At 73.4% G+C, this 24,234-nt stretch carries 14 protein-coding genes; 9 read left to right on the forward strand and 5 right to left on the reverse strand.

The features are described from left to right. Window positions 1-87: 87 nt before the first annotated feature. Window positions 88-1,515: an MFS transporter gene (locus ACFU9E_RS34150; protein ID WP_380689964.1), complete on the reverse strand. Its 1,428-nt coding sequence runs from the start codon at window positions 1,513-1,515 to the stop codon at window positions 88-90. A 164-nt stretch (window positions 1,516-1,679) separates the two neighbouring features. Between ACFU9E_RS34150 and ACFU9E_RS34155 the strand changes: the two genes are divergently transcribed. The 7 genes from ACFU9E_RS34155 to ACFU9E_RS34185 all read left to right on the forward strand — a co-directional run bounded on the left by ACFU9E_RS34155 (window position 1,680) and on the right by ACFU9E_RS34185 (window position 9,798). Further along, window positions 1,680-2,477, forward strand: a complete 798-nt coding sequence (locus ACFU9E_RS34155; RefSeq protein ID WP_380689962.1) for an SDR family NAD(P)-dependent oxidoreductase — start codon at window positions 1,680-1,682, stop codon at window positions 2,475-2,477. An 83-nt stretch (window positions 2,478-2,560) separates the two neighbouring features. Continuing rightward, window positions 2,561-3,496, forward strand: coding sequence for a helix-turn-helix domain-containing protein (locus tag ACFU9E_RS34160; RefSeq protein ID WP_380715632.1), 936 nt, complete (start codon window positions 2,561-2,563; stop codon window positions 3,494-3,496). Window positions 3,497-3,644: 148 nt separating this feature from the next. After that, window positions 3,645-4,028, forward strand: a complete 384-nt coding sequence (locus ACFU9E_RS34165; RefSeq protein ID WP_380689873.1) for a VOC family protein — start codon at window positions 3,645-3,647, stop codon at window positions 4,026-4,028. A gap of 147 nt (window positions 4,029-4,175) precedes the next feature. Further along, a complete protein-coding gene (adhP, locus tag ACFU9E_RS34170) occupies window positions 4,176-5,189 on the forward strand; it encodes an alcohol dehydrogenase AdhP (protein WP_380689871.1) in 1,014 nt (337 codons plus the stop codon). A gap of 374 nt (window positions 5,190-5,563) precedes the next feature. Further along, entirely contained in the window at window positions 5,564-8,125 is a 2,562-nt protein-coding gene (locus ACFU9E_RS34175; protein ID WP_380689773.1) for a ricin-type beta-trefoil lectin domain protein, read from the forward strand. A gap of 160 nt (window positions 8,126-8,285) precedes the next feature. Then, window positions 8,286-8,960 (forward strand): hypothetical protein, encoded by a 675-nt coding sequence (locus ACFU9E_RS34180; protein ID WP_380683687.1) that lies wholly within the window; start codon window positions 8,286-8,288, stop codon window positions 8,958-8,960. Then, window positions 8,932-9,798, forward strand: coding sequence for an inositol monophosphatase family protein (locus ACFU9E_RS34185; RefSeq protein WP_380683688.1), 867 nt, complete (start codon window positions 8,932-8,934; stop codon window positions 9,796-9,798). The genes ACFU9E_RS34180 and ACFU9E_RS34185 overlap by 29 nt, the downstream gene beginning before the upstream one ends. On the opposite strand, the gene ACFU9E_RS34190 is transcribed toward ACFU9E_RS34185, so the two are convergent. Then, window positions 9,799-11,001: an SLC13 family permease gene (locus ACFU9E_RS34190; protein ID WP_380683689.1), complete on the reverse strand. Its 1,203-nt coding sequence runs from the start codon at window positions 10,999-11,001 to the stop codon at window positions 9,799-9,801. Window positions 11,002-11,174: 173 nt separating this feature from the next. Between ACFU9E_RS34190 and ACFU9E_RS34195 the strand changes: the two genes are divergently transcribed. After that, window positions 11,175-17,090: a TIR domain-containing protein gene (locus ACFU9E_RS34195; RefSeq protein ID WP_380683690.1), complete on the forward strand. Its 5,916-nt coding sequence runs from the start codon at window positions 11,175-11,177 to the stop codon at window positions 17,088-17,090. Between the two features lie 59 nt (window positions 17,091-17,149). Here the strand turns inward: ACFU9E_RS34195 and ACFU9E_RS34200 are convergent, their stop codons facing one another. From ACFU9E_RS34200 to tsaD, 3 genes are all read right to left on the reverse strand, one after another. Further along, on the reverse strand, window positions 17,150-19,486 hold the full coding sequence (locus tag ACFU9E_RS34200) for a collagenase (RefSeq protein WP_380683691.1): 2,337 nt from the start codon (window positions 19,484-19,486) through the stop codon (window positions 17,150-17,152). Between the two features lie 231 nt (window positions 19,487-19,717). Next, window positions 19,718-22,045: a collagenase gene (locus tag ACFU9E_RS34205; RefSeq protein WP_380715634.1), complete on the reverse strand. Its 2,328-nt coding sequence runs from the start codon at window positions 22,043-22,045 to the stop codon at window positions 19,718-19,720. A gap of 206 nt (window positions 22,046-22,251) precedes the next feature. After that, entirely contained in the window at window positions 22,252-23,319 is a 1,068-nt protein-coding gene (tsaD, locus tag ACFU9E_RS34210; RefSeq protein ID WP_380683694.1) for a tRNA (adenosine(37)-N6)-threonylcarbamoyltransferase complex transferase subunit TsaD, read from the reverse strand. A gap of 163 nt (window positions 23,320-23,482) precedes the next feature. On the opposite strand from tsaD, the gene ACFU9E_RS34215 reads away from it, so the two are divergent. Further along, complete coding sequence (locus ACFU9E_RS34215) at window positions 23,483-24,085, forward strand: superoxide dismutase (protein WP_350541079.1); 603 nt, start codon at window positions 23,483-23,485, stop codon at window positions 24,083-24,085. Window positions 24,086-24,234 lie beyond the last annotated feature (149 nt).

Here is a 24,234-nt window from a genome sequence, read left to right on the forward strand (position 1 = left end):
CCCGGAGGGCCCCGGCCCCCCCCCGCGCCCGCGCCCCCGCCGAACCGGGCGGGGGCGCAGGCGCGGGGCGGGCATCGGCGGGTGGCCTCAACTGCTCTTGGCGGTACGGATGGTGAGCGCCGAGGCGAGCGCGCCGAGCAGGGCGAGGGCGGCGGCGCCCAGGAACGCGGCGGAGAAGCCGTCGGTCAGCGCGACCGGGTCGCCGAGTTCACGCGCGCCGTTGGCGGCGGCCAGCGCGGTCATCGCGGCGAGGCCGAGCGCGGAGCCGATCTGGTAGCTGGTATTGACGATGCCGGAGGCCAGACCGCCCTCGGCCGGGTTCGGCACGGCGAGCGCGGTGCCGAGCGAGGGGATGAAGGCGAGCGACATGCCGACGGCGGCGAGCAGCGAGGCGGGCAGCACGTCGACGGCGAAGCTGCCGTCGGGCCGGGCAAAGGAGAGCCAGAGCATGCCGCCGGCGAGGGCGAGCAGGCCGGTGACGATGAGCGGCTCGGGGCCGAAGCGGGCGATCAGCCGGGGCGCCAGCACGATCATCATCAGCATGGTGGCGGCGGTCATCGGCAGCAGCGCGGCGCCGGAGGCGAAGGCCTGCAGACCGAGCACCTGCTGGAGGTAGAGGTTCAGGAAGAACCACATCGGGATCCAGGCGGCGGCCATCAGCAGCTGGGCGAGGTTGGCGCCGGCCAGGTTGGGGCTGCGCCAGATGCCGAGCCGCATCAGCGGTTCGCGCCGCTTGGCCTGGAGCGCGACGAAGGCGAGGATCAGCAGCACGCCCCCGGTGAGCACCAGCCAGGTGCGCGCGGAGCCCCAACCGGTCTCCGGGGCACGGACGATGGCGTAGACGGAGACGGCGAGGCCGGCGGTGACGGTGAGCGCGCCGAGCCAGTCCACCGAGCCGCGGCGGGCGGGGGCGGCGGGCATCACGCCGGGGGTGGCGAGCAGGACGCCGAGGGCGACCGGGATGTTGACGTAGAAGACCCACTCCCAGCTGAGGTACTGGGTGATCACGCCGCCGAGGAAGACGCCCGCGGTGCCGCCGGCCGGGGCCGCCGCGCCGTACAGGGCGAGTGCCTTGCCGAGCTCCTGCGGGCGGGCGCCGAACAGGCTGATCAGCAGGGTGAGCGCGGCCGGGGCGATCAGCGCGGAGCCGGCGCCCTGGACGGCGCGTCCGGCGAGTTCGAGTCCGGGGTTCGCGGCGAGGCCGGCGAGCAGCGAGCCGGCGGCGAGGACGGCCCAGCCGGTGGCGAACAGCCGCTTGGCGCCGAACAGGTCGGAGAGTCGGCCGCCGAGCAGCAGTAGTCCGCCGAAGGCGACGACGTAGGCGTTGAAGACCCAGGACAGGCCCTCCTGGGTGAAGCCGAGCGCGGAGCGCATCTCGGGCAGGGCGACGCCGATGATCGAGGTGTCCATGATCACCATGAACTGGGCGAGGGCGATGAGCCCGAGGGCCGTCCAGCGGCGGGGCGAGGCTGCCGCGGGCGGCGCGGCCGGGGCCGCGGCGGTGAGGTCGGACATGACCACGTTCTCCTATACCGGGTGGGGGTATGTCTCCGAGGGGCGAAGGGAAACATACCCCCAGGGGGTATAGGGCGCAAGCGTTCCGGCGCCAGGGTGGTCCCGGTGGACCCCCGGTCCGGGCGGGCCTGGTCCGGTCCGCCCGCGGCCCCGAGGGTGGGGGCATGACCAACCTGAACGAGAACACCCCGGACGCCGCCCGCGACTTCGACGGCCGGACGGTGCTGATCACCGGCGGGACGAGCGGCATGGGCCTCGCCACCGCACGGCTGCTGCTGGACCGCGGGGCGAGCGTCGTGATCACCGGCCGCGACGACGCCCGACTGAGCCGGGCCGAGGTCGAACTCGGCGGTGGGGAAAGGCTGTTCACCGTCCGCGCCGACTCCTCCCGGCCCGCCGAGCTGGCCCGGCTGGCCGACCGGGTGGCGGAGCGCTACGGCCGCCTCGACGGCGTGTTCGCCAACGCCGGGGTCGGCGTCTTCGAGACCTCGGCCGAGGTGACCGAGGAGAGCTTCGACCGCACCGTGGACGTCAACTTCAAGGGCGTCCTGTTCACCGTCCTGCACGCCCTGCCGCTGCTGGAGCGGTCCGCCGGCGGCGCCTCGATCGTCCTCAACGCCTCCTGGACGCTGCACCGCGGCCTGCCCAACGCCCCGGTGTACGCGGCGACCAAGGCAGCCGTGCACAACCTCACCCGCACCCTCGGCGGCGAGTTCGCTGGGCGTGGCATCCGGATCAACTCCGTCAGTCCCGGCTACATCGTCACCGGGATGTTCCACGAGGTGATCACCGAACCGGCTCAGCAGGACGCCGTACGCTCCCTGGTGCCGCTCGGCCGGCTGGGCGAGGCGGCGGAGGTCGCCGAGGCGGTGGCCTTCCTGCTCTCGCCCCGCGCCTCCTACGTCACCGGCCAGGACCTCGTGGTGGACGGCGGCGTGGTGGCGGTCGCCAACGGCTGGTGACCTCCGCCCCGGTCGCCTCCGCTCCCGCAGCCTGGTCCTGCCAGGGCCAGGCTGCGGGAGCGCCGACCGGCAAGAATGACCGCATGAGCACGAGCCCCGCCCACCTCGCCGCCACCGGCGCCGGCCTCGCCGAGTTCCTCCGGACCCGCCGCTCCCGGCTCCGCCCCGAGGACGTCGGCCTGCCGGACCTCGGCGGCCGGCGCCGGGTGGCCGGCCTGCGCCGCGAGGAGCTCGCCCAGCTCGCCGGCGTCAGCGTCGACTACTACACCCGGCTCGAACAGGGCCGGGTCGGCAACCCCTCGGACTCCGTGCTCGACGCGGTCGCCCGCGCGCTGCGCCTCGACCCCGAGGAAGGCGGCCACCTGCACCGCCTCGCCCGTACCCGGGCCGCCCGCGGCCGACCCGCCCGCGGCGCCGGTGGCCGGGGCTCCGGCCCGCAGAAGGTCCGCCCGGCCCTGGCCCGGCTGCTCGGGGCGATGCCCGAGGTGCCCGCCGTGGTGATGGGCCGGCGGATGGACGTCCTCGACTGGAACCGCGCCGCCGTCTCCCTGCTCGGCGACTACGGCGCGCTCGCCCCCGCCGAGCGCAACATCGCCCGGATCACCTACCTCGACCCGGCCTCGCGCACCCTCTACGACGACTGGGTCGGCTGCGCGCGGGAGAACGCCGCCTTCCTCCGGCTGGAGGCCGGACGCCGCCCCGACGACCCCCGGCTCGCCGAGCTGATCGGCGAACTGTCGGTGCGCAGCCCGGAGTTCCGCCAGTGGTGGGCGGAGCACCCGGTGCGCGACAAGACCTCCGGCCGCAAGGTGTTCCGCCACCCGCTGGTCGGCCGGATGGAACTGCTCTACGAGACGCTCCGCCCGGCCGACGACCCCGACCAGGCGCTGATCACATACACCCCCGACCCCGGCAGCCCGTCCGAGGACGCCCTGCGGATGCTGATCGCCTGGGACGGCGCCCGGATCGGCCCGGCCGGCTCCACCGCAGGTGGCGGGTCGGTTACCGTCGGGCACTGACGCACCGCAAAGTACGGTCTTCTGTGCGGGAGCCCGCCCGCTTACGGTGATCCGGTACCTGTCGGAGACCCGGCGTCCGGCGGATTGACACGGTGGCCACCCGTGGCGCCGGTCGACGCCGGACGGCGTCGGACGACTCGGAGCACCCATGCCCATCCTCAAGACCTATGCCCGGCTCTGGGCCGACGGCCTGGACCACTCGCTCCCGCTGCTGCGCACCCTCACCGGGGCCGAGCCGGACCTGCTGTTCCGCTTCCACGAGATCGAACTCGCCGCCATCGGCGACTTCCTGGTGATCGCCGGCCCGCCCTCCGAGCGCGCCAAGTACGCGCACGCCTCGGCGACCGTCGTGGTCTCCGACCTCGACGAGCTGAGCGAGGTCCTGGAGGCCGCGGGCGCCGTCGTCACCACGCCCGAGACCGCCTCCGCGACCGGGCGGTTCCTCTACGCCCGGCACGCGGACGGCGCGGAGGTCGAGTACGTCGAATGGGTCCCGGAGCTGGTCCGCCGCATCGTGCACCGGGAGTCCTGACCGCCGTCCCGGAGGGACCATGGTCCCTCCGGGTTCACCCGTCCGGCCCTGGCGGCCCGCCCGGCCGTGGCGTGGGATGGAGGTGAACCGAACGGGGTTCCGGGGGCCGGGAACGGTCCCCCCGGTACGAAGGGCAGGAGCAGAACCATGAAGGCCGCCGTCGTCCACGACTTCACCCAGCCGCTCGCGATCGAGGAGCGCCCGCTGCCCGACCCCGGTCCGCACCAGGTGCGGGTGCGGATCGAGGCCTCCGGACTCTGCCACACCGACATCCACGCCGCCCGCGGCGACTGGCCGGTGAAGCCGAACCCGCCGTTCGTACCCGGCCACGAGGGCGTCGGCATCGTCGAGGCGGCCGGCTCCGAGGTCCGGCACGTCCGGGTCGGCGAGCGGGTGGCCATCCCGTGGCTGGCCGACGCCTGCGGGCGCTGCGACCACTGCGTCTCCGGCTGGGAGACCCTCTGCACCCGGCAGCACAACAGCGGCTACTCCGTCGACGGCGCCTACGCCGAGCACGCCCTCGCCCACGGCGACTACGTCGTCCCGGTGCCCGACGGCATCGACCCGCTGGACGCCGCCCCGCTCTCCTGCGCCGGCGTCACCACCTACAAGGCCCTCAAGGTCTCCGGTGCCGGGCCCGGCACCCGCGTCCTGATCTCCGGCATCGGCGGTCTCGGCCACCTCGCCCTCCAGTACGCCCGGATCGCCGGCGCCGAGACCATCGCGGTCGACGTCACCGACGACAAGCTCGCGCTGGCCCGCGAACTCGGCGCCGACCACGTGCTGGACGCCCGGGTCCAGGACGTCGCCGCCGAGGTGCAGAAGCTCGGCGGGGCCCACGCCGCCATCGCGCTGGCCGTCAGCAACGCCTCCTTCCAGGCCGCCTACGGCTCGCTGCGCCGCGGTGGCGCCCTGGTCCTGGTGGCCCTTCCCGCCGAGGGCAAGCTCGAACTGCCGGTCTTCGACACGGTGCTCAACGGCACCAAGGTGATCGGCTCGATCGTCGGCACCCGGGAGGACCTCGCCGAGGTCTTCCGGCTGCACGCCCTGGGCCGCACCCGGGTCATCCGCGAGACCCGCCGGCTGGAGGACGTCAACACCTGCTTCGACGAGGTCCTGAACGGCAAGGTCTCCGCCCGGCTGGTCTTCGACCTGCGCTGACCTCCGCCCGTCCCGCCACGGTGGCGCTCGGCCCCGACCGGAACCCTCCGGCCGGGGCCGAGCGCCGTTGTCGCCCGGCGCATCTGTTGCCGGGCGCGCCGGTGACCTGCGCCGTTCGCCCCGGCGGGGCGGGCGCGAAGATCGTGGAAACCGGATTGCCAGCCCGCGTTCGCACACACTAGCGTTCGACCGCGCACCGACCGTCGAGGTGAGGGCTTGTCACCTGACGAGTGGTCGGAATGCGCACCAATCGGACAAAAACCCCTTCATTCACCGGTCTTCGGCGAGACGCCGCCCGTGCGGTGCCGTCGGCGAGGCGACCGGCGGTCGGCCCCGGGCCGAGGGGTACTGCTGCGAAGGCGAACGAACACATCATGCGAGAATCCCGTCCCCCCGGAAGGCTGCGGGGCCCGCTGGCGAGACGCCTGGTCCCCCTGTCCGCGGCCGCCCTGGTGCTGGCCGCTCCCGGAGCCGCGTTCGCGGACGGCTCCGGACCGAGCACCCCCACCGGCATGTACACCAGCCCCCAGTCGGAGAACCCCGCGGACAGTGCCTGCGGCGGCGGCACGCCCGGGTGGATCGGCCGGACGACGGCGTTGTCGGACGGTTCGTCCAACGTCCGCCTGTTCGCCTGGGCGGGCGGGGCCCCCGGCAACAACATCACCGTCGGGTTCCACGTGTGGGACGCCTCGGCGGGCGAGAGCGCCGAGTCCGGCGCGACCTCGCGGACCAGTGCGCCGATCGCCGGCACCGGCGGCTGGGGCGACGCCTACGTCGGCCGCGCGCTGGCGGACGGTCACCGGTACGGCTGGAACGCCTGGTCCACCGCCGGGGGCGTGAACAGCCCCGCGTCGGCGGACTGCGCCTTCGACGTCGACCTCACCGCGCCGACCCAGGCGTCCATCGCGCCCTCCTCGGTGTTCCCGCCGCTCGGCAGCGGCGCCACGCCCACCGGCCGCGCCGGTGACACCGGCGTCACCGTGCGGGTCAGCAGCAAGGACCCGGTCCCGGCCGGCTGCGTCAGCGGCAGCTGCCTGGCCAGTGGCGTCCGCGCGTTCCAGTACGCGCTCGACGACAACAGCTCGCCCACCGGCACCGGCAGCGTCCCGGCCTCCTTCACGGCCGACGGCACCGCGTACGCCGACGTCCCGATCAGCGTCGGAGTCGGCGGCTGGGGGAGCCACATACTGTTCGTGCGCGCCGTCGACGGGGCCGGCAACTCCGCGCCGCAGGCGTCCACCTACTCGTACTACGTTCCCGCCAAGCCGGCCGCCCCGGTCGTGCCGGGCGATGTCGACCTTGACGGCGTCGCGGACTTCCTGCTCCCGGCCGCGGACGGCTCGCTGACCCTGTACCGGGGCGGCGACGGCAGCAAGCCGCTGACGCCCGAGACGGCGTCCACGGCGGACCGCAGCCCGCGCAAGGACGACTGGAACAACTACCTGGTGGCCCACCGCGGCGCCGTGATGGCCAGCGGCGACTCGCTGTTCGCGTACAACAAGGCCACCAAGCAGCTCTTCCTCTACAGCAACGACGTGAACGCCGCATTCCCGGACGGCACGGCCGGCCACTTCACCCGCACCGCCACCCAGCTGGGCGCCAGCAGCATGTGCGCCCGGGGTGTCGACGGGACCTGGGACAACATCGCCCAGCTGACGGCCGTCCGACGGGGCAGTGGGACCGGCCTCGTCACCGTCGAGAAGGGCCACCTGCGCTACTACCCCTCCGACAACCTGTGCCAGGTCGGCACCGGTGTCGAGCTCGGCGCCGCCGGGGACGACTGGAGCGGCTTCACCCTGCTGCACCCCGGCGAGGTCAACGGCGCGCCGACGCTCTGGGTGCGGGACACCGTGACCGGGGCCGTCACCGGCCTGCCGCTGCCGCTGGACGCCGCGGGCCGGCCGGTCAACGGCTCCGCCCCGCTGACGATGCCCGCCCACAAGCCGCTGGGCTGGGGCCTCAAGGCCACCGACGGCAAGGACCTCTGCGCCGACATCGACCACGGCTGGACGGGCAACGGCACCGCCGCCCTGCTGTGGACCTGCTCCGAGCAGGGCGACAGCCCCAACCAGCAGTTCACCCTCGGCACCGACGGCTCGCTGCACGTCCTCGGCAAGTGCCTCGACGTCACCGGCGGCAACACCGCCAACGGCTCGCCGGTCAACCTGTGGGACTGCAACGGCAGCCCGGCCCAGCAGTGGGTCGCGGGCCCCCACCCGCGCACGCTGATGAACCCGAACGCGGGCAAGTGCCTCGACGCGGCCGACCCGGTCACCCGCCTGGGCAGCCGCCTGGTGATCGCGGACTGCGGCACGACCGCGACCGAGCAGTGGACGGTGCCCGCCGCCCACGCCGTGCTCCCGATCGGGCTCGCCGCGAACGTCTTCCCGATCGTCGACTCGCCCGGTGACATGACCGCCGACGGCTACCCCGACCTGGTCGCCACCGTCTACGACGGCCGGCTGGTGCGCTTCGCGGGCACCGCCCCGGTGGCCGGCCGGCCGGGCTTCGCCGCGCCCCAGGAGATCCCGCGGGACCGCTCCGCCGACTTCGGCGTCCGTTCCGCCTACAACCCGGGCCGCTGCCTCGACACCTACGGCGCGCCCAACGGCGGCGGCCTGCGCTTCTACGACTGCTGGAACGGCGCGAACCAGAAGTTCGCGTTCGGCTCCGACGGCACCCTGCGTTCCGGCGGCCGCTGCGTGACCGTCCGGGACAACGTGACCTACTGGGGCACGCCGACGGTCCTCACCGACTGCCAGGCCACCACCGGTCAGATCTGGACGTACCGCGCCGACGGCACCCTCTACAACCCCGCCGCCAACGCCTGCCTGGAACTGCCCGGCTGGAACGACGCCAACGGCACCACCCTGGGCATCTGGGGCTGCAACGGCAACGCCAACCAGCGCTGGACCCTCCAGCCCACCGCCGCCTGACCGCCTTCCCCGGCACAGACGGACCCGCGGGCCCGCGACGCACCACCCGTCGCGGGCCCGCGGCTTTTCGGCAACGGGAAACCGCGGGTCGGGGCGTCAACTCGCTGGCCGTCAACTTCTCGGCGGTCCTAGCATATTGGGCGGGGGACAAGGGGGAGCGATGAGCAACGACCTGTTCACGACGCTCGACCGGGCCGCCGGCCGCACCGTTGCCGAGCCCGGGCTGGACCTGCTGGTGGGCGAGCTGCTGGCCCAGGTGGTGAGCGGGGCCCGGGTGCTGCGGGCGGTGGCGCACCCGCTCGGGTTCTACTGCCTGCCGGTGGTGCGCGACGGGGCACTCGGCGTCTGCGTGCACGTCTTCGACCCGGCGACCGCCGTCGGGCAGCGCGAGATCCACTGCCACAGCTGGGAGTTGAAGAGCAGCGTGCTCTACGGCCGGATCGGCAACCTGCGGATCGGCGTGTACGACGAGCCCGCCCGGCCGAGCCACCGGGCCTACGCGGTGCACAGCGACGCCGCCGCCGGGGTGGACGAGGTGCGGCCCACCGCTCGGCTGGTGCGCTGGCAGCCGCTGGCCGAGCAGACCAGCGGGCGCGGCGAGACGTACACCCTGCGGGCCGGGGAGTTCCACGCCACCGTGCTGCCGGACGGCACGCCCACCGCCACCGTCGTGCTCGGCCGCACGGTGCCGGGGCCGGTGGACGTGGTGCTGGGGCCGGTGGACGGCGGCCCCCGCCGGGTGGTGCGCCGGCTCTGCGACGCGGAACGCACGGCCCGGATCGCCGAAGAGGCAGCCAGGAGGATCAGTGGAAGTTACGACGACGGACCAGGGTGACGGCACCGGGGCGTTCGAAGAGGAGTGCCGGGTCGCGGTGCGCGCCGCCGAGGACGCGGGCGCGCTGCTGCGCTCGCGCTTCCTCAGCGCCTTCCGGGTGGACACCAAGGGCGCCGACGGCGACGTCGTCACCGAACTCGACCTGCTCGCCGAGCAGCTGGTGACCCGGCGGCTGGCCGAGCGCTTCCCCGCCGACCGGATCCGCGCAGAGGAGGGCGGCGACCTGGCCGGCGGGCCCGCCGCCCGCCGCACCTGGCTGGTCGACCCGCTGGACGGCAGCAACAACGTCGTGATCGGCCTGCCCGCCTACGTGGTCGGCATCGCGCTGTGCGTGGACGACGAGCCGGTGCTCGGCGTGGTGCACGACCCGGTGGCCGGCCGCACCTGGCGGGCGGTGCGCGGCTCGGGCGCCCACGGCCCGGACGGACGGCTGGCGGCGCCGGGGCGACCGCTCGGCGCCGCCCGACCGGTGCTCGGCTGGACCCAGGGCCACGGCGTGCCGGCCGGCGACCCGGTGGCGCGGGCCCTGAAGGACGGCCTGGAGGGCGGCGCGCGCCGGGTGCTCCAGCTGTGGGCGCCGCTGCTCACCTGGTCGCTGCTGGCCAGCGGGCTGATCGACGGCTTCGTCGGCTACCGGGCCGAGGAGATCGACCTGCCCGCCGGCAGCCTGCTCGCCACCGAGGCCGGGCTGGAGATCCGCGCACTGGACGGCGGCCCCTTCAGCCCCCGGATCGGCCGCCCGGACACCGCCCGCAGCTATGTCGCGGCCCGCCCCGAGGTCCTGCCGTACCTGCTCGACCTGATCGCCGAGGCCGGGACCGGGCCCGCAGCCGGGTAGTCACCCGGTGAGCGCCAGCGCCGCCGTCGCCAGGCCGACGCCGCCGAGCGCCAGGACCGCGCTGGTCGCGGCGACGCCGCGCAGCGGCACCCGCAGACCGGCCGAGCGGCAGCGCTCGTACCAGAGCAGGGTGGCCAGCGAGGCCCAGGGGGTCACCAGCGGGCCGATGTTGGTGCCGATCAGCAGGGCGAGCAGTTGGGTGTGATTGCCCTCGGGGACGGCGGCCTCGCCGGCCAGGTAGACCGGCAGGTTGTTCAACAGGTTGGACAGGCCCGCGCCGACCGCCGAGGCGCGGAAGAGGCCGAGCGTGCCGCCGTCCGCGCCGATCGCGTCGGCCAGCAGCCGGTGCAGACCGTGCGCATCCACCGTCTGCACCACCAGGAACATGCCGGGCACCATCACCAGCAGCCGCCAGGGCACCAGCGAGGCGCGCAATGCCTCCGGCCGGCGCACCGCGAACGCCGCCACCACGACGGCCGCCGCCGCGCCCGAGGCCGCCCAGAGCGGGACGACCGCCGCCAGGCTGGCCGCCAGGAAGCCGGTGCAGGCCAGCGCGCAGATCCGGAACAGCGTCCGGTCCCCGGGCCGGTGCGCCGCGGGCGGGTGGTAGGTGGCCGCGCCGCGCCGGCCGCGCCGCCAGTAGAAGCCCCACAGGCAGACCATGGTGACCAGCAGCGCGGCGAGTTGCGGCGCCCACATGACCCGGGCCAGGCCGGCGGGGGAGAGCGCGACCCGGTCGGCGGCCAGCAGGTTGGTGAGGTTGGAGACCGGCAGCAGCAGGCTCGCGGTGTTGGCCAGCCAGACCGTGGTCATCGCCAGCGGCAGCGGGGCGATGCCCACCCGGGTGGCCAGCGCCAGCATGACGGGGGTGAGCAGCACGGCGGTGGTGTCCAGGTTGAGCACCGCGGTGGTGAGCGACGCGAAGCCGACGCAGAGCAGGAACAGCGCCGGGTAGCTGCCCCGTCCGGCCCGTGCCACCCAGGCCGCCACCACGTCGAACACTCCTGCGGCACTGGTCAGTTCGGCGAGCACGATGACCGAGCCGAGGAAGGCCAGCAGCGGGGCGATCCGTTGCACGGCCGCCCCGGCGGAGTCCATCGGCAGCAGGCCGGTGGCGAGGAGGAGCAGGCCGCAGGCGAGCAGCCCCGCGGCCAGCAGGTCCAGGGGGTGCAGCCGCTTGACGGCGGGCCAGTACGCGAACACGGTCGTCAGGGTCGCACACGAGACGTTGCCGGTCGAGGCCGCCGGCCGGGGCCGCCGCTCGTACGGGCGGACGAGTAACGGAAACGTGTGGGAATGGCGACGGCCGAAAACCACCCGGACTCGTTGCGGTGAAACAGGGTTGAGCCTCTCCGGATCGGTCATAAGCTGCTTCCATGGGGGCTCTTGACGCGACCCCGGGTGGCCCCGGGCCGATCGACTTCTTCATCAGTTACTCGCCGGCCGACGAACGGTGGGCGTCCTGGATCGCCTGGACGCTGGAGGAGGCCGGCTACCGGGCCCTGCTCCAGGCCTGGGACTTCGTGCCGGGCACCAACTTCGTCGACTTCATGGACCGCGGGGTGACCGAGTCCGCGGCCGTCATCGCACTGCTCTCGCGCAACTACGAGCGCTCGCGGTACGGCCGGATGGAGTGGCAGGCCGCGCTGCGGGCCGATCCGGACGCGCCGGAGCGGCGGCTGCTGACCGTCCGGATCGAGGACATCCCGGTGGACGGGCTGCTCGCCACGCTCACCTACATCGACCTCGTCGGCGTCACCGAGCCCGCCCGGGCCCGCGAACTGCTGCTCACCCGGGTCGGCCAGGCGGTGGACGGCCGGGCCCGCCCCGACCTGGTCCCCGGCTACCCGGGCAACGGCGGCAACAGCAGCAACAAGGGCAACGGGACCGGCGCCGACAACGGCGGCCCCGTCCAGGCGCAGAACTCCGCAGCCGTCCCCGCCCCGCGCCAGGTCGGCGGCACCGGCTGGGCCGGACGCCGTCGCCCCTCCGTCCAGCCCGAGTACCCGCAGGCCGCCGCCCGCCCCGCGGGCCGCGAGGAGATCACCGTCCTGCACCTGGCCGGGCCCGCCTTCGGCAGCGGCCACGACCCGGTCGACCTGCAGGCCGCCATCTGGGGCGACCTGGTCGAACTCACCGACGCCGGCGCCCCCGCGCCCGAACTCGTCGTCGTCACCGGCGACCTCACCGCCTCCGGCAGCCCCCGCGAGTGCGAGCAGGCGCTCACCTTCCTCACCGGCATCCGCGCCCTGCTCGGCCTGGAACCGCACCGGGTGGCCGTGCTGCCCGGCGGCCAGGACGTCAGCCAGGCCGCCTCCCGGGCCTACTTCGCCACCTGCGAGGCCGACGAACTGCGGCCCGCCGCACCGTACTGGCCCAAGTGGCGGCACTACGCCCGGCTGTTCCAGGAGTTCTACCAGGGCCTGGACGTGGTCTTCGACAGCGCCCAGCCGTGGACGCTCTTCCCGGTGCCCGAACTCGGCACCGTCGTCGCCGGGCTCAACTCCTCGATGGCCTGGACCCACCGGCCCGAGGACCAGTACGGCTGGCTCGGCCCCGAGCAGGCCGCCTGGTTCGCCCAGGCACTGCGCCCGTACGCCAACGACGGCTGGCTGCGGATCGGCGCCGTGCGCCACCCGGTCGCCCCGGGCTCCGGCGCGCGCTCCGCCAACATCGCCCCCGCCCGCGCCTCCCACGGTCAGGGCACCGAACCGCTGCGCGACGCCGACCGGTTCACCCGGCTCACCGCGCCCCGCCTCCACCTGCTGCTGCACGGCCCGGGCGACGGCCGCACCGCCCCGCGCACCCTTGCCACCTCCGCCGGCGAGCTGCCGGTGCTCGCCGCCGCCGCCCCCGGCGCCCACCAGCTGCTCCGGCTCACCCGCGAGGGCCTCACCCGCTGGCCCGCCCCCGCCGGCGAGAACCAGCGGCTCACGGTGACCTGGCGCCGGGCCGAACGCGCCTTCCCGGCCCCCGAACCGGCCCCGCAGGCCGGCCCGCCGCAGCTGGAGGAGGTCCGCGAACCGGCCGACACCGACCACGAGGCCCGCGCGCTCGCCACCCCGGAGCAGGCCCTGCTGGACCGGGTCGCCGAGGTCTGCCGCACCCGCCACCCGGGCGCCCAGATCCGCCCCGTCGCCGGCACCGCCACCCAGCTGTTCGTCACCTGGGCCGAATCCGGGCTGGTCCGCCAGCAGCGGGTCGCCGCCTGCGTCGGCACCCCCACCGAGGAGGAGGTCGAGCGCTTCGCCGACGCGGTGCACGCCGACGGCGCCGCCCTCGACGCCGAACTCGTCCACGACGGCCCGCCGCCGTCGCGCGAACTGCGCGACCGGGCCCGCCGCCGGGGCGTGCGGCTGCGCAGCTTCCTGGAGTTCCAGGGCCTGCTCGACCTGCGCGGCCACGTCGCGGCGCAGACCGAGCGGCTCGCCACCGACAGCCAGTACCACCCCGGCCTCTACCTGCCCCAGCGCTACCGCGACGCCGAACGCCCCGGCGCCGAGGAACGCGACGGCCTGGTCGAGGAGATGCTGCGGCTGCTCGACTCCGACCACGGCCGCTTCGTCCTGCTGCTCGGCGACTTCGGCCGCGGCAAGACCTTCGCGCTGCGCGAGCTGGCCCGCCGGCTTCCCGCCGAACTCCCGCACCTGTCGCCGCTGTTCATCGAACTCAGCGCCCTCGACAAGGCGCACTCGCTGGACGGCCTGGTCGCCGCCCACCTCACCGAGCACGGCATCGACACCCTCGACCTGCGGGCCTTCCGCTACATGCTCCGCCAGGGCCGGGTGGTGCTGCTCTTCGACGGCTTCGACGAACTCGTCAACCGGGTCAGCTACGAACGCGCCGCCGACCACCTCCAGGTGCTGCTGGACGCCGCCGTCGACAGCGCCAAGATCGTGGTCACCAGCCGCACCCAGCACTTCAGCTCCCACGAGCAGGTGCTGACCGCGCTCGGCGAGCGCGTCGGCCTGCTCCCGCAGCGCCGGCTCATCGCCGTCCAGGACTTCACCCCGCACCAGATCCGCGGCTACCTCGGCAACCGCTACGGCGACCGGGAGGCCGCCGACCGCCGGATGCGGCTGCTGGAGGCCATCCCCGACCTGCTCGCGCTGTGCCGCAACCCCCGGCTGCTCAGCTTCGTCGCCGACCTCGACCACGACCGGCTGCGCGCCGTCGCCGGCGCCGGCCGGGCCCTCAGCGCCGCCGGCCTCTACCAGGAGGTCTTCACCGCCTGGCTGCGCTTCGAGGAGCAGCGCGGCCACGGCGGCCCCGGCGCCGCGCCCGGCCTGCACCTCGACCAGCTCTGGCAGGCCGTCACCCTGCTCGCGCTGCGGCTGTGGGAGAGCGGGCGCAGCGCCATCCCGCTGGACGAGATCGTCGACATCGCCGGCGTGCTCAACGGCCTCGCCGAGAACCGGATGCCCACCCCGCAGGTCGCCCACGCGGTCGGCTCCGGCAGCCTGCTGGTCCGTTCCGACGAGGGCATGTTCCACTTCATCCACGGCTCGGTGGTGGAGTGGCTGGTCGCCCGGGCCGCCGCCGAGGCGCTGCGGCGCGGCGACGCCACCCTGCTCGGCCGCGGCCCGCTCAGCCGGCTGGCCGTCGAGTTCCTCTGCGACCTCACCGACCACCAGGTCTGCCAGCGCTGGGCCCGCTCCGTCCTGGACACCCCCGAGTCCGCCTCCGAGGCGGCCCGGCTCAACGCCGTCAAGGTCCTCGACCGGCTGCGCGTGCCCGCCCACACCGACCTGCGCGGCGCCACCCTGGCCGGCGAGGACCTCTCGCACCGCGACCTGTCCGGCGTCGACCTGTTCGGCGCCGACCTGCGCGGGGCCCGGCTGCTCGGCGCCAACCTCGCCGGCGCCGACCTGCGCGGCGCCCGCCTGGCCGGCGCCCGGCTCGACTCCGCCGACCTCAGCGGCGCCGACCTGCGCTTCGCCGACCTGCACGGCGCCCGGCTGATCCGCACCGACCTGCGCGGCGCCCGGTTGCGCGGCAGCCGCTGGCAGCGCGCCGCGCTGATCTCCGCCGTCACCGACGAGGAGGTGCTCGCCGCCCCCGAGCTGCAGGCCGCCGCCATCGCCCCCGGACTGCCCGTCGAGGCCGGCTTCAGCCCCTCCGAGGTCGGCGTCCCCTACGGATTCGACGTGCGCTCCACCCGGCTGCCCGAGCCCGTCGCCTTCAGCCGGGACGGCCACCTGCTGGCGGTCGGCTCCGAGGACGGCAGCGTGCTGGTCTGCGACGCCGTCACCGGCATCGCCCTGCGCACCCTCAAGGACCACATCGGCCGCGTCTACACCGTCAAGTTCGCCGGCAACGTGCTCGCCACCGGCAGCGCCGACGGCACCGTCCGGCTCTGGGACCCGGTCTCCGGCGAGTGCCGCCACCGCCTCGACGTGCACCCCGGCGGCGTCTGGCCGGTCTCGCTCGCCCCCGACGGCCGGATGGTCGCCACCGGCGACCTCAACGGCGTCGTCACCCTCTGGGACACCGCCACCGGCCAGCCGCTGCACCGGCTGCCCGGCCACGCCGCGCCCGTCTACACCTCGGTGTTCAACCCCGACGGCACCGTGCTGGTCACCGGTGACCAGGGCGGCGGCGCCCGGCTCTGGTCCACCGTGACCGGCCGCCGGCTCGCCGTCCTGCCCGGCCACCGCGGCACCGTCTACCGCTCCGCGTTCAGCCCGGACGGCACCCTGGTGGCCACCGCCGACGGCGGGCCGGACGACGGCACCGGCGGCACCGTGCGGATCTGGGAGGTGGCCGGCCGCCGACTGCGCCACAGCCTGCCCGGCCACGCCGGCCGGATCTACACGCTGGCCTTCCACCCCGACGGCGACCTGCTCGCCAGCGGTGACACCGAGGGCCAGATCCGGTTCTGGAACCCGCTCGACGGCACCTCCGCCGGCCGGCCCGAGGACTCCACCGGCAAGATCTACCAGGTCACCTTCGACGAGGCCGGCACCCGCTTCGCGGCCAGCGACAGCGACGGCGGGGTCCGGGTCTGGCGGGTCGGCGCCGGGGAGGGCGCGGGCACGGTGGGAGCCGCGGGCGCCCGCGAGGTGGTGCCGCTGCGCCGGCAGCCGCCCGAGCACCGCGGCTCGGTCTGGGCCTGCCGGTTCCGCCCCGGCTCGGGCCGCGGCGGCGCGGAGAGCGACCCGCTGCTGGTCACCGGCGGCAACGACGGCCGGGTCCGGCTCTGGGACCCGTCCAGCGGCCGCAGCCGACAGCTGCTGCGCGGCCACGGACGGCGGATCGGCTCGCTCACCTTCAGCGGCGACGGCGCCCTGCTGGCCGCCGGCGGCAACGACGGCGCGGTCCGGATCTGGGAACCGTCCACCGGTCGCCGGCTGCGCGAACTCTCCGGCCGCAGCAGCCGATTGGTCTCCGCGGTGTTCAGCCCGGAGGAGGCCGTGCTGGCCACCGCCACCAACGACGGCGACCTGTGCCTGTGGAACGCCCGCACCGGCGAGTACCTGCGCGAGATGGACGTCGAGACCGAGCACGTCTGGGCGGAGGCGTTCAGCGCCGACGGCGCCCTGGTCGCCACCGCCAACGACGACGACACCGTCCGCATCTGGTACCGCCGCACCGGCGCCCACCTCACCACGCTGCGCGAGCACCGCGGCCGGGTCCGCTCGATCGCGTTCAGCCCGGACGGCCGGCAGCTGCTCACCGGCTGCGACGACACCACGGTGCGGATCTCCGACATCGCGACCGGGCGGGTGGAGGCCGAACTCGACGGCCACACCGACCGGGTGTACGCCGTCGCCCCGGCCGTCGACAGCGCCTGGCTGGCCAGCGCCTCCTGGGACGGCACCGCGCTGATCTGGGTCGACCGGACCGTCCGCCACCGCCTCACCGGCCACGTCGGCCGGCTGTGGACCGCCGCCGCCCACCCGCACCGCCCGCTGCTCGCCACCGCCGGCGACGACCGGGTGGTCCGGGTCTGGGACCCGCTGAGCGGCACCGAACTGGCCGGCCTGCGCGGCCACACCGGGCGGATCCTCGCCGTCACCTTCAGCCCGGACGGCTCGCTGCTGGCCAGCGGCGGCGAGGACGGCACCGTCCGCCTCTGGCGCGTCCCGGCCGACGGCCGCCCGACCGCCCTGGCCACCCTGCTCGGCGCCCCCGACGGCTGGGCCGCCCTGCTGCCCTCCGGCGCCTACAAGTGCGAGGGCGACGTGGCCGGTGAGTTCTGGCACGCCGTCGGCATGTGCCGCTTCGAACCCGGCGAACTCGACACCCACCTCCCCGGCGTCCACCGCCTCCCCCCGGAGGCGGAGCTGTAGGGACGAAGGCGGGGCCCCGCCGTTCGCACACCGGCGGGGCCCCTGGTCCTGAATGCTGCCTACTGGTACTGCACGGAGAGGGTGACGCCGCTGAAGGTCTGCTGGGCGGCGAGGCTGAAGAAGGCCCACCCGGCGGGCGGGTTGGTGATGGTCAGCGTCTCGTTGTTGCCGGCGTTGGTGGACTTGGCCAGCGCGTTGCCGGTGGTGGCCCAGTTGGAGCCGCCGTAGTAGAGGTCGGCGTTGCCGGTGCCGCCGCTGCTGGTGATGGTCAGCGTCTTGACGCCGGCCGGCAGGTTGATGAAGTGGTAGCTGTAGTTGCCGGTGGTGGCGGTGAGGTTGTCCCGGCGGCAGTTGTTGTCGAACTGGCGGGTGTCCGGGATGGTGCAGAGCGGGGTGCTCGGGGTGACCGGGCCGGTCGGGGCCTCCGGAAGCGGGCCGCAGTCGTTCTTGGCGCAGGCGTCCAGCCAGGTGTTGAAGTCGGCGTCGTAGCGGGTGCCGATGGTCTGCTTCAGGAAGGCGCGGGCACCGTTCCAGTCGGCGGCGCGGTACATGGTGAGCACGGTGTCGACGTCCGCGCGGTGGTTCTGCAGCATGTAGCGGACGGCCAGCCAGCCCCAGCGGTAGACGCGGTTGGTGTTGACGTCGGCGCCGGCCTCCGGGTCGTACGTGGTGTCGAACAGCTCGCTGAGCTTGTACGTCTTGCTGGTCGCCAGGGCGATCGCCTTGTCGTTGCGCTCATTGCGGTAGCCGAAGGAGATGTTCTCGGCGATGCCCTCGACCCACCAGGTGGTCGGGGTCAGCTCGCTGGCCGCGTAGTCGCCGCCCATGTTGTAGCGGCCGTCGAGGTAGTGGGTGTACTCGTGGTTGAGGTTCCAGATCGCGAACGTCGAGATGTCCCACCACACCTCGTGGGCGATGAAGCGGGCCTGGTTGCCCGGCTTGGACGGGTCGCCCTCCTCGTACATGCCGCCGTTGTCGACGTCGATGTCGTAGAAGGCCCAGGCGTACAGCTTGTAGTGGTACTCGTCGTTGAAGACGACGACCTCGAGGTTGGTGTTCACGTCCCCGGGGATGACGCCCGGGTCGCCGATGATCTTGTGGAAGTACGGGTTCTGGTCCGTCAGGTTGGTGCAGGTGGAGCGCAGCTGCCAGGGGGACATGTCCTGGGCCCGGATCTTCAGGTCCGGGTTGCAGGTGTACGTCGTCGGGAGGATCACCGGGATGAGGCGGGCGCCCAGGTCGCAGATGCCGTAGTCGGCGCAGTGGCCCTTGTCGAACTGGCGCGTGGCCCAGCCCAGGTTCATGGTGATCGGGGCCGTCGGGCCGGTGTTCGGCCAGCGGTTGATCAGGTCCTTCAGGATCGGCCGGAGCCGGGGCTTGAGCTCGTCGACCTTCAGGGCGTAGCCGAGGTAGCGGCCGGTGTTGCTGATCAGGTTGTCGTGGTTCAGCAGCGGCTCGTTGCGGGTGATGAAGCCGGCCCAGGCGTCGAGAATGGTGGGGTCGGCCCGGAGCGCGGCCTTCCAGCCCGTGCTGTCCTTCTTGTCCTCGAAGCCGTCCTCGATCATCGGGTCGAACCGCACGACGGTGGCCTTGAGGCTCGCGGGCGCGGTGACGCCGTCGAAGGTGGAGAGCAGCCACTTGTAGACACCGGCGTACCGGCCGAGCGTCGAGGTCTGGTCGATGACCTTGGTGGTCTCGACGAGGAGCGCGGCGTTGGCTTCGGTGACGTCCTTGCTGTGCGGGGAGGCGAAGAACGCGTCCAGCGCGCCCTTGGTCGCGGCGGTCAGCGTCGAGCCGTAGGCGCCGACCACGGCCGGGTAGTTCGACTGCACCCAGTAGGCGGCGCGCAGGAACAGCACGAGCTGCCCGATGTCGGTGCTGTTGTCGCCCGGGTAGGCGGGGGAGTCGTCGCGCAGCGCGTTGGCGACGGTCACCAGGTTGGACTCGCGGAAGGCGGTCGCCGCGTTGTCCCCGGTGAGGTCGAACAGCGGGTAGGTGCACTCGACCTTCGGCAGGGCCTTGAGCTTCTGGACCAGCGCGCTGCCCGTGGCGCTGATCAGCTCGGAGAGGTCGGTGGGACAGCTGTCCTCGGCGGCGGGGGCCGAGAAGCCCTTGGCGGCCGGGGAGGGCGCGTCGGTCGGGGCGCCGAGCGAGCGCTGGGCCCGGTCGTTGTCATCGGCGGAGAGCTTGAAGGGGTGCGTCCGCTGGACATCGGGCTCGGGGAACGGGATCGACCGGGGCGCCGAAGCAGAGGCGGCGCCGGCGGCGGCCGGGGTGCCCGCGGGGGCCGGCGCGGCCTGGCTCTGCGGAGCGAAGAGGCCGATCGCGAGGAATAAGGCGGTGCCGAGCGCAGGGACTCTGCGCGCGTTGGCCTTGGACATGCGGAAGGAGCGCATCTGTGGGGGCCTCCGGGCCTGTTGGGCCGCATGTGGGGCACGCGGCTCTCGGTGTGTGACATGTAAAATGGCACACATCACAGTGCACTGGGAAGGTTGCGAACCAAGGAATTGTTCGCCGCAACCGAAACGTTGTCAGTTCGCTTCCCGGGGGGGCTTCGAGAGGGTGTGCGCGGGCATGGAAAAGGCCCCGCCGGGCGAACCGGCGGGGCCCTTCGTATGCGGATCCTGTTACTGGTACGACACGGAGAGCGTGGTGCCGCTGAAGGTCTGCTGGGCGGCGAGGCTGAAGTAGACCCAGCCGGACGGCGGGTTGGTGATGGTCAGGGTCTCGTTGTTGCCGGCGTTGGTGGACTTGGCCAGCGCGTTGCTGGTGGTGGCCCAGTTGTTGCCGCCGTAGTAGAGGTCGGCGTTGCCGGTGCCGCCGCTGCTGGTGATGGTCAGCGTCTTGACGCCGGCCGGCAGGTTGATGAAGTGGTAGCTGTAGTTGCCGGTGGTGGCGGTCAGGTTGTCCCGACGGCAGTTGTTGTCGAACTGGCGGGTGTCCGGGATGGTGCAGAGCGGGGTGCTCGGGGTGACCGGGCCGGTCGGGGCCTCCGGCAGCGGGCCGCAGTCGTTGGTGGCGCACTTGGTCAGCCAGGCGTCGAAGCCGGCGTCGTAGCTGGTGCCGATGGTCTGCTTCAGGATGGCGCGGGCGCCGTTCCAGTCACCGGTGCGGTACTTGGTGAGGATGGCGTCCATGTCGGAGCGGTGCTCCTGGAGCATGTAGCGAACGGCCAGCCAGCCCCAGCGGTAGACGCGGTTGGAGTTCTCGTCGGGGTCGGCGGTCTGGCCGTAGACGGTGTCGAAGAGCTCGCTCAGCTTGTAGGTCTTCTTGCCGGCCTCGGTGATCGCGTCGGCGTTGCGCTCGTTGCGGTAGCCGTAGGAGATGTTCTCGGCGATGCCCTCGACCCACCAGATGGTCGGGGTGGTCTGGCTGGCCTCGAAGTCGCCGTACATGTTGTAGCGGCCGTCGAGGTAGTGGGTGTACTCGTGGTTGAGGTTCCAGATCTCGAACTTCGGCCGCAGCCAGGAGGCCTCGTGGGCGATGAAGCGGGCCTGGTTGCCCGGCTTGGACGGGTCGCCCTCCTCGTACATGCCACCGTTGTCGACGTCGATGTCGTAGAAGGCCCAGGCGTACAGTGAGTACTGGTCGTAGTCGTCGAAGGCGACGACCTCCAGGTTGGTGTTCACGTCGCCGGGGATGGCGCCCTTGTCACCGATGATCTTGTGGAAGTAGGCGTCCTGGTTGATCAGGCTGGTGCAGGTGTCGTCCAGCTGACCGGGGGACATGTCCTGGGCCTTGATCTTCAGGCCGTCGTTGCAGACGCGCTGGATCGGCAGGATCACCGGCATGAGGCGGGTGCTCAGGTCGCAGATGCCGTAGTCGGCGCAGTGGCCCTTGTCGAACTGGCGGGTGGCCCAGCCCAGGTTCATGGTGATCGGGGCGGTCGGGCCGACGTTCGGGTAGCGGTTGATCAGGTCCTTCAGGACCGGCCGGAGCTGGCCCTTGAGCTCGTCGACCTGCAGGGCGTAGCCGAGGTAGCGGCCGATGTTGCTGACGACGTCCCAGCGGTTCAGCTGCGAGCCGTTGCGGGTGACGAAGCCGGACCAGGTGTTGAGGATGCTCGGGTCGGCCTTGAGGGCGGCCTTCCAGCCGGTGGCGTCGGTCTTGGACTCGAAGGCGTCCTTGAGGACCCAGTCGAACTCCGCCACGGTGTTGGTCATCTGGGTGGGCCAGGTGGCGCCGTTGTAGTTGCCGAGCAGCCACTTGAACACGCCGGCCTCGCGGCCGAGGGTGTCGCTCTGGCCGATCACCTTGACGACCTCGACGAGGAGGGCGCCGTTGGCGTCGCTGACGTCCTTGCCGTGCGCGGAGGCGAAGAAGGCGTCCAGCGCGCCGCCGGTCGCGGCGGACAGGGTCGGGCCGTAGGCGCCGACGGTGTCCGGGAACTTCCACTGCACGTAGTAGCCGGCGCGCAGGAACAGGACCAGCTGCCCGATGTTGGTGCTGTTGTCGCCCGGGTAGGCGGGGGAGGCGTCGCGCAGCGCGTTGGCGACGGTCACCATGTTGGCCTCGCGGAAGGCCTTCACGCTGTCCCCGGTGATGTTGAACAGGGGGTAGGTGCAGTCGACCCGCGGCAGGGCCTTGAGCTGCTGGACCAGCGCGCTGCCCGTGGCGTTGAGGACTCCGGAGAGGTCGGGACAGGGGTCGGCCGCGGCGGCCGAGAAGCCCTTGGCGGCCTTGGCCGGCTGGGTGGCCGGGGCGGCCGGCGGGGTGTTCGCCTCGGCGCTGTCCTGGGCGGAGAGCTTGAAGGGGCTGGTGCTCTTGGCGTCGGGCGACTTGGGCACCGGGATCGACCGCGGCGTCGACGAGGCGGCGCTGCCGCCGGCCGGGGCGGTGGTGCCGGCGGGGGTGGCCTGGGCCTGCGGGGCGAACAGGCCGAGTGCGATGAAGAAGGCGGCACCGAGCGCAGGCAGCCTGCGCGCGTTGGCCTTGGAAATCCGGAAGGGACGCATCTGTGGGGGCCTCCGGGGCCGTTCGGGCTGCGGTTTGGGGGACCACGGCCTCTCGATGTGTGACATGTAAAATGGCACAGGTCACAGTGCGCTGGGAAGATGAATGATCGAAGAATTGTTCGTCGCAACCGAAACGTTGTCAGAGGACAGTCGGATGGGCCTTTTGTCCCGGATCGTCCGGCGGCCGCCGCGCCTCGGACCGCGCCTCAGGCCGCCCGCGCCGCCGCCCGCGGGGTGAGTGCCGCGAACTCCAGCGGCGCCGACGGGTCGACTGACAGGTCCGCCGGGGCCGGAGCGGCGCCCGCGCGCACCAGCAGGTCGCCGACGGCCGCGACCATCGCCCCGTTGTCCGTGCACAGCCCGAGCGGCGGCACCCGCAGCACGATCCCGGCCGAGGCGCAGCGCCGCTCGGCGAGTTCCCGCACCCGTGAGTTGGCGGCCACCCCGCCGACCACCACCAGGGTTCCGATCCCGTGGTCCAGGCAGGCCCTGACGGCCTTGCGGGTCAGCACGTCGGCGATCGCCTCCTGGAGCGCGGCGGCGGCATCCGGGACGTGCGGTTCGGCGCCGGCGGCCCGCTGCGCCTCGACCCAGCGGGCGGCGGCGGTCTTGAGGCCGGAGAAGGAGAAGGCGTAGGGCGGGTCGGCCGGGCCGCTCAGGGGGCGCGGGAAGCGCACCGCGCGCCGGTCGCCCTCGCGTGCGGCCCGGTCGATCGCGGGTCCGCCGGGGTAGGGCAGCCGCAGGATGCGGGCCACCTTGTCGAAGCACTCGCCGGCCGCGTCGTCCAGGGTGTCGCCCAGGTGCACGATCGGATCGCGGGCCAGGTCGCGGACCAGCAGCAGCGAGGTGTGCCCGCCGGAGACGATGAGCACCACGCAAGGGTCGGGCAGCGGTCCGCCGTCGAGCGTCGCGGCGGCCACGTGTCCGGCCAGGTGGTGCACCCCGTACAGCGGGACGCCCAGCGAGAAGGCGTACGCCTTGGCCGCCGCCACCCCGATCTGCAGGGCCCCGGCCAGGCCCGGACCGGCCGTCACCGCGACGGCGCCGACGTCGGCGAGGGTCAACCCGGCCCGGCGCAGCGCCTCGTCGACCACCGGGGCCATCGCGTGCAGGTGCGCCCGGGCGGCGATCTCGGGGACCACGCCGCCGTAGCGGGCGTGCTCGTCCATCGAGGAGGCCACCGCCTGTCCGAGCAGCACGCCCTCGCGCACCAGCCCGGCGCCGGTCTCGTCGCAGGACGACTCGATGCCCAGCACCACTGGCGCGCCTGTCATGGTCACTCACCCTCGCCGCTCATTACATACCGCTGCTCCCATTGTGCCCGACACGGCGTGAGGAATATGCAGGAGCCCCTTGTTCGTTCTTGCAACTGATACGCAATAGTGTTGACCCGGCACGATCGTCATCGTTGAACTCGCCGAAAGGGGCCGTGTCCTGATGGGCACCTACTCGCTTCCCGACCTGCCGTACGACTACTCCGCGCTGGAGCGCGCGATGTCCGCGGAAATCCTGGAGCTGCACCACTCCAAGCACCACGCCGCGTACGTCAAGGGCGCCAACGACACCCTGGAGCAGCTGGCCGAGGCGCGTGACAAGGAGCAGTTCGGCGGTCTGGTCGGCCTGCAGAAGACCTTCGCCTTCCACCTCTCCGGCCACGTGCTGCACTCGCTGTTCTGGCAGAACCTCTCCCCGGAGGGCGGCGACCGCCCCGAGGGCGAGCTGGCCGACGCCATCACCGAGCACTTCGGCAGCTTCGAGGCCTTCAAGAAGCAGCTGACCAACGCCACCACCGGCGTGCAGGGCTCGGGCTGGGGCATCCTCTCCTGGGAGCCGCTGGGCGGCCGCCTGATCGTCGAGCAGGTCTACGACCACCACGGCAACGTCGGCCAGGGCACCACCCCGCTGCTCGCCTTCGACGCCTGGGAGCACGCGTACTACCTGCAGTACAAGAACGTCCGCCCGGACTACGTCACCCGCCTGTGGGACGTCGTCAACTGGCAGGACGTCTCGGCCCGCTTCGCGGACGCCAAGAGCGCCTGACCCAGGGCAGGGCAGGTGACGGAGGGGCCCCCGGCCGGTGCGCACCGGCCGGGGGCCCCTCCGCTACGGTAGGGAGGGGCGGTTTTCGCGTACCGCCGCGGCAGCGGGGGTTGCGTCACCCGGTGGCGGTGGCGCGCGTTGGGTGGTTA

Source organism: Kitasatospora sp. NPDC057595, from assembly GCF_042800875.1.
GTDB lineage: Bacteria > Actinomycetota > Actinomycetes > Streptomycetales > Streptomycetaceae > Kitasatospora.

Excerpts from the sequence above, each read along its gene's own strand:
- ACFU9E_RS34205 (WP_380715634.1), bottom strand. The coding sequence starts at position 22,045 with ATGCGTCCCTTCCGGATTTCCAAGGCCAACGCGCGCAGGCTGCCTGCG.
- ACFU9E_RS34155 (WP_380689962.1), top strand. The coding sequence starts at position 1,680 with ATGACCAACCTGAACGAGAACACCCCGGACGCCGCCCGCGACTTCGAC.
- ACFU9E_RS34150 (WP_380689964.1), bottom strand. The coding sequence starts at position 1,515 with ATGTCCGACCTCACCGCCGCGGCCCCGGCCGCGCCGCCCGCGGCAGCC.
- ACFU9E_RS34195 (WP_380683690.1), top strand. The coding sequence starts at position 11,175 with ATGGGGGCTCTTGACGCGACCCCGGGTGGCCCCGGGCCGATCGACTTC.
- ACFU9E_RS34180 (WP_380683687.1), top strand. The coding sequence starts at position 8,286 with ATGAGCAACGACCTGTTCACGACGCTCGACCGGGCCGCCGGCCGCACC.
- ACFU9E_RS34160 (WP_380715632.1), top strand. The coding sequence starts at position 2,561 with ATGAGCACGAGCCCCGCCCACCTCGCCGCCACCGGCGCCGGCCTCGCC.
- tsaD (WP_380683694.1), bottom strand. The coding sequence starts at position 23,319 with ATGACAGGCGCGCCAGTGGTGCTGGGCATCGAGTCGTCCTGCGACGAG.
- ACFU9E_RS34175 (WP_380689773.1), top strand. The coding sequence starts at position 5,564 with ATGCGAGAATCCCGTCCCCCCGGAAGGCTGCGGGGCCCGCTGGCGAGA.
- ACFU9E_RS34165 (WP_380689873.1), top strand. The coding sequence starts at position 3,645 with ATGCCCATCCTCAAGACCTATGCCCGGCTCTGGGCCGACGGCCTGGAC.
- adhP (WP_380689871.1), top strand. The coding sequence starts at position 4,176 with ATGAAGGCCGCCGTCGTCCACGACTTCACCCAGCCGCTCGCGATCGAG.
- ACFU9E_RS34200 (WP_380683691.1), bottom strand. The coding sequence starts at position 19,486 with ATGCGCTCCTTCCGCATGTCCAAGGCCAACGCGCGCAGAGTCCCTGCG.
- ACFU9E_RS34215 (WP_350541079.1), top strand. The coding sequence starts at position 23,483 with ATGGGCACCTACTCGCTTCCCGACCTGCCGTACGACTACTCCGCGCTG.